At 60.8% G+C, this 6,323-nt stretch carries 7 protein-coding genes; 4 read left to right on the top strand and 3 right to left on the bottom strand.

From position 1 onward, the window contains the following. Positions 1 to 405: 405 nt before the first annotated feature. The 4 genes from EXR36_15170 to EXR36_15155 are packed head-to-tail and all read left to right on the top strand — an operon-like array spanning position 406 to position 3,476. Positions 406 to 1,422 (top strand): aminoglycoside phosphotransferase family protein, encoded by a 1,017-nt coding sequence (locus tag EXR36_15170; protein MSQ60931.1) that lies wholly within the window; start codon positions 406 to 408, stop codon positions 1,420 to 1,422. Further along, the gene (locus EXR36_15165; GenBank protein ID MSQ60930.1) at positions 1,419 to 2,708 is read left to right on the top strand and encodes a phosphopyruvate hydratase; all 1,290 of its coding nucleotides are present in this window, start codon (positions 1,419 to 1,421) and stop codon (positions 2,706 to 2,708) included. The genes EXR36_15170 and EXR36_15165 overlap by 4 nt, the downstream gene beginning before the upstream one ends. Then, a complete protein-coding gene (locus EXR36_15160; GenBank protein ID MSQ60929.1) occupies positions 2,705 to 2,974 on the top strand; it encodes a hypothetical protein in 270 nt (89 codons plus the stop codon). Before EXR36_15165 ends, EXR36_15160 begins: the two co-directional genes overlap by 4 nt. Positions 2,975 to 3,014: 40 nt before the next feature. After that, on the top strand, positions 3,015 to 3,476 hold the full coding sequence (locus tag EXR36_15155; protein MSQ60928.1) for an acyl-CoA thioesterase: 462 nt from the start codon (positions 3,015 to 3,017) through the stop codon (positions 3,474 to 3,476). Between the two features lie 181 nt (positions 3,477 to 3,657). On the opposite strand, the gene EXR36_15150 is transcribed toward EXR36_15155, so the two are convergent. The 3 genes from EXR36_15150 to EXR36_15140 form a co-directional block, all read right to left on the bottom strand. After that, complete coding sequence (locus EXR36_15150) at positions 3,658 to 4,179, bottom strand: CAP domain-containing protein (GenBank protein ID MSQ60927.1); 522 nt, start codon at positions 4,177 to 4,179, stop codon at positions 3,658 to 3,660. Between the two features lie 125 nt (positions 4,180 to 4,304). Then, positions 4,305 to 5,060, bottom strand: a complete 756-nt coding sequence (locus tag EXR36_15145) for an SDR family oxidoreductase (GenBank protein MSQ60926.1) — start codon at positions 5,058 to 5,060, stop codon at positions 4,305 to 4,307. Between the two features lie 121 nt (positions 5,061 to 5,181). After that, on the bottom strand, positions 5,182 to 6,323 hold a 1,142-nt coding region (locus EXR36_15140), incomplete at its 5' end, for a hybrid sensor histidine kinase/response regulator (protein MSQ60925.1).

Here is a 6,323-nt window from a genome sequence, read left to right as displayed (position 1 = left end):
TCTGCGCCTTCAACCCCACCAGCGGATCTCCCATCCGAGTGAGTTGCTCGGCGCGCTCTTGTACATCGAAGAATCCAGGCTGCTTGGGTTTGGGTTGCTTCCTGCGTTTGTCTTTCTTCATCGGCCTCGGGATCACTTTGCGCTTCGAGCCTTTTTATCACATCGATTCCATACACACTACTCTACAATGCTGAATTATTAGAGGTGCCCATATTACGAACAAGGGGAGCCCCCCTTGTTTATCCCCAAGGAGGAACAAGGGGCGATCCCCCTGTTGAGCCACCAAGACCAGACCACAGTTCCGCAATTTCTTCTCCAATCCTGTCAACATTGAATCCGTAAGAGACTATGCGATGTCTATGCTAAAAGTACGGTTCCAAAAGACTAACACTGGCCACCCCATCAATGCCCGATGCGCACGCCATGGTGGAGTCCCTGCGCCGGCTGGGGCTCCTTTCCTCTGGCGAACTGCCAGAAATTACCCCACTCGCGGGCGGCGTGTCCTCCGATATCGCCAAGGTGAGCTCGGGCGGCCGTGTATTTTGCGTCAAGCGTGCCCTGCCCAAGCTCAAGGTCCAGGCGGATTGGCGGGCACCCGTTGAACGCAATCACTGGGAAGCACAGTGGATGCGCACGGTTGCGGCCATCGACCCCAGCGCCGCGCCTGCGGTGCTGGGCGAAGACCGAGAACTGGGTCTGCTCGCGATGGCTTATTTAGACGAGGCAAGCTATCCGATTTGGAAACAGCAATTGGCGCAAGGCTTGATCGATACCACCTTCGCGCAGAAAGTTGGGGAGCGTATGGCGCGTATTCACAGCGCCACCGCCCGGCACGCTGAAATTCGCGAGCGCTTCGCCACGGATCACATTTTCTTTCCGATCCGGTTGGAACCCTATCTTCTCGCCACCGCCGCGGCGCATCCAGACTGCGCACCGCAGCTCGTCGCGCTTGCGCAGGCAACCGCGCACACTAAACTTGCCTTGATGCACGGCGACGTGAGCCCGAAGAATATTTTGTGCGGTCCGCAAGGACCGGTGTTCCTCGATGCAGAGTGCGCCTGCTACGGCGACCCGGCCTTCGATCTCGCCTTCTGTCTGAATCACATGATGCTCAAGTGCCTGTGGCAACCGCAATGGACTGCGCGCTATCTGAAATGTTTCGGTGCCTTGGCCGGTGCCTATCTACGAGGCGTGGATTGGGAGGCGCGCGAAAGCATCGAGACACGCACGGCTAGATTGCTACCAGGACTCTTCTTGGCGCGCGTGGATGGCAAATCCCCGGTGGAGTACATCACGCAAGACTGGCAGCGCGCAAGGGTTCGGGCTGTTGCCCGAACCCTTTTATTGGAACCCGTTGGGGAGTTGAGTTCCGTTCGGTATCGGTGGGGAGAGGCTATGAGCCAAGGGAATTCGGAACCATGAGCGAGACAACCATTACTAGCGTAAAGGGCCGCCGGGTGTGGGATTCACGCGGCCGTCCCACCGTGGAAGCGGAAGTGCGGCTCGCGGGAGGTGCCGTGGGACGCGCGATCGCACCGGCCGGCGCCTCGCGGGGATCGCGCGAAGCCGCGGATCTACGAGACGGCGGCCGCGCCCTCGGCGGATTGGGTGTGCAACAAGCCGTGGCAAACGTGAATGGCGTGATCGCGCAATGCCTTCTAGGCATGGATGCCACGTTGCAGAAAGACGCCGATCAAGCCTTGCTTGTTGCTGACGGCACCGCGAATAAGACACACCTAGGCGGCAACGCGATGATCGCCGCATCCATGGCGGTATTGCATGCTGCTGCCGCGGTGGCGCGCCAACCGCTGTTTGCTTACTTGGCGCAAGGCAAGCCTGTGCGAATTCCCTTGCCGGAGATTCAGATCTTCGGGGGCGGCGCGCATGCGGGCCGGCGCATCGATATTCAGGACTTGATGGTGATGGCCATTGGCGCCACCAGCTTTGACGAGGCGTTGGCGATGACCGCCGAGGTCTACCGGGCGGCGGGTGAGTTCATGCGAGAGCGCGGCACGCTCTACGGCGTGGCCGACGAGGGCGGGTACTGGCCTGCCTTCGATAGCAACGAACAAGCCTTGGATGCGTTGCTGCAATCCATCGAGAAAGCCGGATACCGACCCGGCGAGGATGTCGCGATCTCGCTCGACATCGCCGCATCCGAGTTCGGCCGGAGCGGGCGTTACCGCTTGGGGCTCGACAAGCGCGAGCTGGATAGCGAGGGCATGATCGAGATGCTTCTGGGTTGGATGGTGCGCTATCCCATCGTGTCCATCGAAGATCCCTTGGCGGAAGACGATGCGCAGGGAATGATCGAATTCACGAAGGAAGCGGGACGGCGCGTGCAAATCATTGGCGACGATTACCTGGTCACCAACGCGGCACTCGTCAAGCAAGCCGCCGCTGACAAGGCCTGCAATGCGGTGCTCATCAAACCCAACCAAGCGGGAACCATCTGCGAAACGCTCGCGGCCATGGAGGCCGCGCGCGCAGCCGGCTTCGCCACTATCGTCTCCGCGCGTTCGGGCGAAACCGAGGACGTCACCATCTGCCATCTGGCCACCGGTTGGGACGCGGGCCAAATCAAGGTCGGCTCCTTCGCCCGCTCCGAGCGCATGGCGAAATGGAACGAGATGTTGCGTATCGAGGAAAGCCTGAGCCCAGGAGCCCGTTTCGCGGGAAAGCATGCCCTGGGCGGCATTCGCTGGTGAGTGTTCGCCCCAGCCGCCTGCGCGGCATCGGCTACATGATGCTGGCGGTGTTTTTATTTTCTGGCATGGATACGCTGGCGAAGCTCGTCCTCAAGAGTTATCCGCTGCCTGGGTTGATTTGGGCACGCTACGCGGTGCATCTGGTCTTCATGATCGTCCTGGCCGCACCACACAGGGGCATGGCCATCATCATCCTTGCCGGAATGCTGGCGGTGAATTGGCAGCGAGCGCTTAGGCTCGCCGTGGGTTCCTCCCGCAAGCGATGACGATTGGCCAGCCAAGTGATAATGCACTGACCGAACTCGCATGAATGATTCAGGCATCATGACTACCAAACCCCAACCCGAATCGCGCTCCGCCTACCGGCACTTTCAGTTGATTCCCACACGCTGGATGGACAACGACGTCTACGGCCACGTGAACAACGTCGTGTATTACTCGTACTTCGATACGGTGGTGAACCAGTACTTGATCGAGCAAGGGGTGCTCGAATTCGACAAGAGCCCGGTGATTGGCTTGGTGGTGGAGACGATGTGCCAGTACTTCAGCCCCGTCACCTTTCCCGACCATGTGCATGCTGGGCTACGCGTGGCGAAACTGGGCACCAGCAGTGTGCGCTATGAGATCGGTTTATTCAGGAACGAGAACGAAGCCGCGGCGGCGCAAGGCCACTTCGTGCACGTTTACGTGGATAGAACCACGCGCCGGCCCGCGACCTTGCCAGCGCCCATGCGGGCCGCGCTAGAAAGAATACTCGCGCGGATTTAGCAGGCTAATTGCCACCAAGGGCCACCATGCGCGAGGAAACGCGCTTGGTGGGCTCGTAGTGTTTCCCGAGTACCTGTACTAAATACCAGCGACCGGACCGGCCCTTGGCCACCCCCACCCCGGTGTCGGACATCTCGGGAATGAGCAGATTCTTGCGGTGCCCGGGAGAATTCTTCCAACCCTAGACCATGCTGGCCACAGGATCGGATTTCCGCAGTTGCCACCCCACGTTCTCAGCCACTTGGGAGAACGAATAACCCCCGACCTGCACGCGATCGCCGGGGTCCAGCCCATCCATGACGTGCCCGTTCTTATCCGTGTCTCCGAAGCGGTCCTTGCGAGCCATGTTGGCCGCGTGCCGCCGGGCGATTTCCATCAAGCGGCTTTCCGGCCGCAATTGGTTTAGGCCGTGTTCGCGCCGGAAAGCGTTGGTTTGCACCAGAACGTTCTTCTCTTCAACGCTGGCGCGCATGGCGGGAGACGGCGCGACGGCGGCATTATCCGGCGCCGGAGCACTTGCCGCTGGCGCACTTTCGGCTGGTACGTTCTGGGTTGGCGCACTCTTGGCGCGCTGGGTTGGAGCGCTCTTGGCTGGAGCACTCGCCTTGGGCAATGGGTGCGTGGTGGTGCAACCGATCATGACCGCGCTCAATACGGCGGCATGGAAAGCCAATGGCAGGGAAACTTTTCTCAACATGTCCATACTGACTCCGGCACTTGCTCCAGGTTGGCCGATGGTCCTGCCTACCCATGTCCTGTGTTAAACAATGCTGCACTACCGGCCCATTACGGTTGGTGGCCTGCCCCTCCAAGGAAGATTCGCACCAGCTAGACCACGCTCCCGCCGTTCACGTAAACGATTTGCCCAGTCATGTAACTGGCCGCGTCTGACACTAGAAATGCCACCACCGAGGCGATTTCCTCCGGCTCGCCCATGCGCCCCAGGGCGAATGATTCCACGAACGCCGTTGCGCGTTCGCTCCCCATGGCTTCGAAGCTTTCGCGCAACATGTCAGTGCGAATGGGGCCAGGCCCAATGCCATTCACGCGGATCCCGTTGCGGCCTTCCTCCTTGGACAAAATGCGTGTGAAGGCTTCCAACCCAGCCTTGGAGATTGCGTATACGCCATAGCCCGCGGGCATCCGTAGCGCGGCATTGGAGGAGAGGTTGATGATATGCCCGCCCTTCTGCTTGCGCATGCTGGGAAGCACGTCGCGCGCAAGGCGAAAGGGCGCCGTCAGGTTGACGTTCATCACCCACGCCCAATCCTCGTCCTTCAAATCCGCCAGGCGAACATGCGGAACATGCACGCCAGCGTTGTTGACCAGCACATCGATGCGGCCAAATTCTCGCAATGTGTCCGCCACGATGGCATCCGATTGGGCAGCTTCCCCGATGTCGCATTGGAAGGCTTTGACTTCGTGGCCCGCGCGGCGCAATTCCTCGGTGAGGGCGGTGGCGCTGTCCTTACGGTCGCGGTAGGTAAAAGCCACCGCGTAGCCAGCCCCGGCCAAGGCGCGCACGATGGCCGCGCCGATTCCCCTGGATCCTCCCGTGACTAGGGCTACCTTTGTGCTTGTCATGACGCCTCCTCCTTGAAACTGAAGGCGCCATGGTAGCTCGGATTTTCAGCCCCGGAGCTTACTGATCCCGGTCTCCAGGCACGCCGGGTTCCGCCGCGACGGCGGCGCTCCCTGCTTGATTCTATGGCTTTATGAGGCTCGCCGGGACTACCATGCCACGGACCTCGCCCCGAGGTGTCATGGGCGCACTCGTATCCGCGCTACGAACCGGTATTTCAAACCAGAATGTGCTGCCCCGCCCGGGCTTACTGTCGATACCCATTTCGCCTTTCATTGATTGGATTAAGCGGCGGCAAACGAGCGTCCATAAACCCCGGCCATCGTTGTTGGGCAACGCCAAGGCGGCACGGGGGGAGAGAAAATTCAGGCGTTCCTCGTCAGTCATGCCAATGCCGGTATCCTTGATGCCGAACCGAATGATGTAACGGCCGCCGGGCTCCGCGCGCGCGTGCAACGCCAGGGAGACTTCCCCGCGCTGCGTGAACCGGATGGCGTTCCCTAGAAGATGCGCCAGCACCCGCCTAATGCGAGTGGCGTCCCCCAGCACTTGCGCGGGAATTTCCGATGGGACAAATTTTTGGAACCCGAGCTTCTTCTCCTCGGCCCGGTGCGCGAATGAGGTGGAGAATTCCTCCACGAGCCGCCGCAGGTCCAACACCGCGTGTTCGGCGGAAAGTCTTCCGGCTTCCGTCTGAGAATAATCGAGCACATCGTTCAGCACTTTATCGAGCGCTTCCGCCGAACCGGTACCCGTGCGCAGGAAACCGCGTTGTTCCGCGTTCAATTCCGTTCGAGAGCGCATCTCCAGCGTGCCGAGAGTGCCCTGCAACGGCCCACGTATGCCGGGACCGATGTTCGCGAAGAATTCCAGCTTCGCGCGCGTCTGTGCTTCGGCACGTTCGCGGGCATCGTTGAGGGATTGGTCACGTTGTTGTACCGAATCCAGCATGGCGTTGAAGGAGCGCGCCAGATCGCCAATTTCGTCGCCGCGGCCCGCGGGGGGCCGAGCGGCATGGTCGCCATCGCGTACGCGCCGCGCCGTGTCGGACAAGGCTAGGAGAGGTTTGTTGAGGAGATCGGCCATGAGCAAAGCAGCGCTGACCGCGAGCACTCCTAGAACGATGCCCCACTGCACGCCCATGCTGGCCAGCTCCGCCAGCATCGGAGTGAACGCATGCTTATCCTTGACCGCACCAATCATCCAGAAGCTCGCCGCGCCCTTTGGATTGACATCGATCAGCTTAGCCAGTAGCGCCGAGCCCA

The sequence above is a fragment of the Betaproteobacteria bacterium genome (assembly GCA_009693245.1).
In the GTDB taxonomy this organism is placed as follows: Bacteria; Pseudomonadota; Gammaproteobacteria; order Burkholderiales; family SHXO01; genus SHXO01.
The sequence above is the reverse complement of the archived record's forward strand: the minus strand, read 5'-3'. Positions and strand labels throughout refer to the sequence as shown.

Bases quoted from the DNA above. Each gene is read 5' to 3' on its own strand.
- EXR36_15165 (MSQ60930.1), top strand. From the start codon at position 1,419: ATGAGCGAGACAACCATTACTAGCGTAAAGGGCCGCCGGGTGTGGGAT.
- EXR36_15150 (MSQ60927.1), bottom strand. From the start codon at position 4,179: ATGGACATGTTGAGAAAAGTTTCCCTGCCATTGGCTTTCCATGCCGCC.
- EXR36_15145 (MSQ60926.1), bottom strand. From the start codon at position 5,060: ATGACAAGCACAAAGGTAGCCCTAGTCACGGGAGGATCCAGGGGAATC.
- EXR36_15170 (MSQ60931.1), top strand. From the start codon at position 406: ATGCCCGATGCGCACGCCATGGTGGAGTCCCTGCGCCGGCTGGGGCTC.
- EXR36_15155 (MSQ60928.1), top strand. From the start codon at position 3,015: ATGAATGATTCAGGCATCATGACTACCAAACCCCAACCCGAATCGCGC.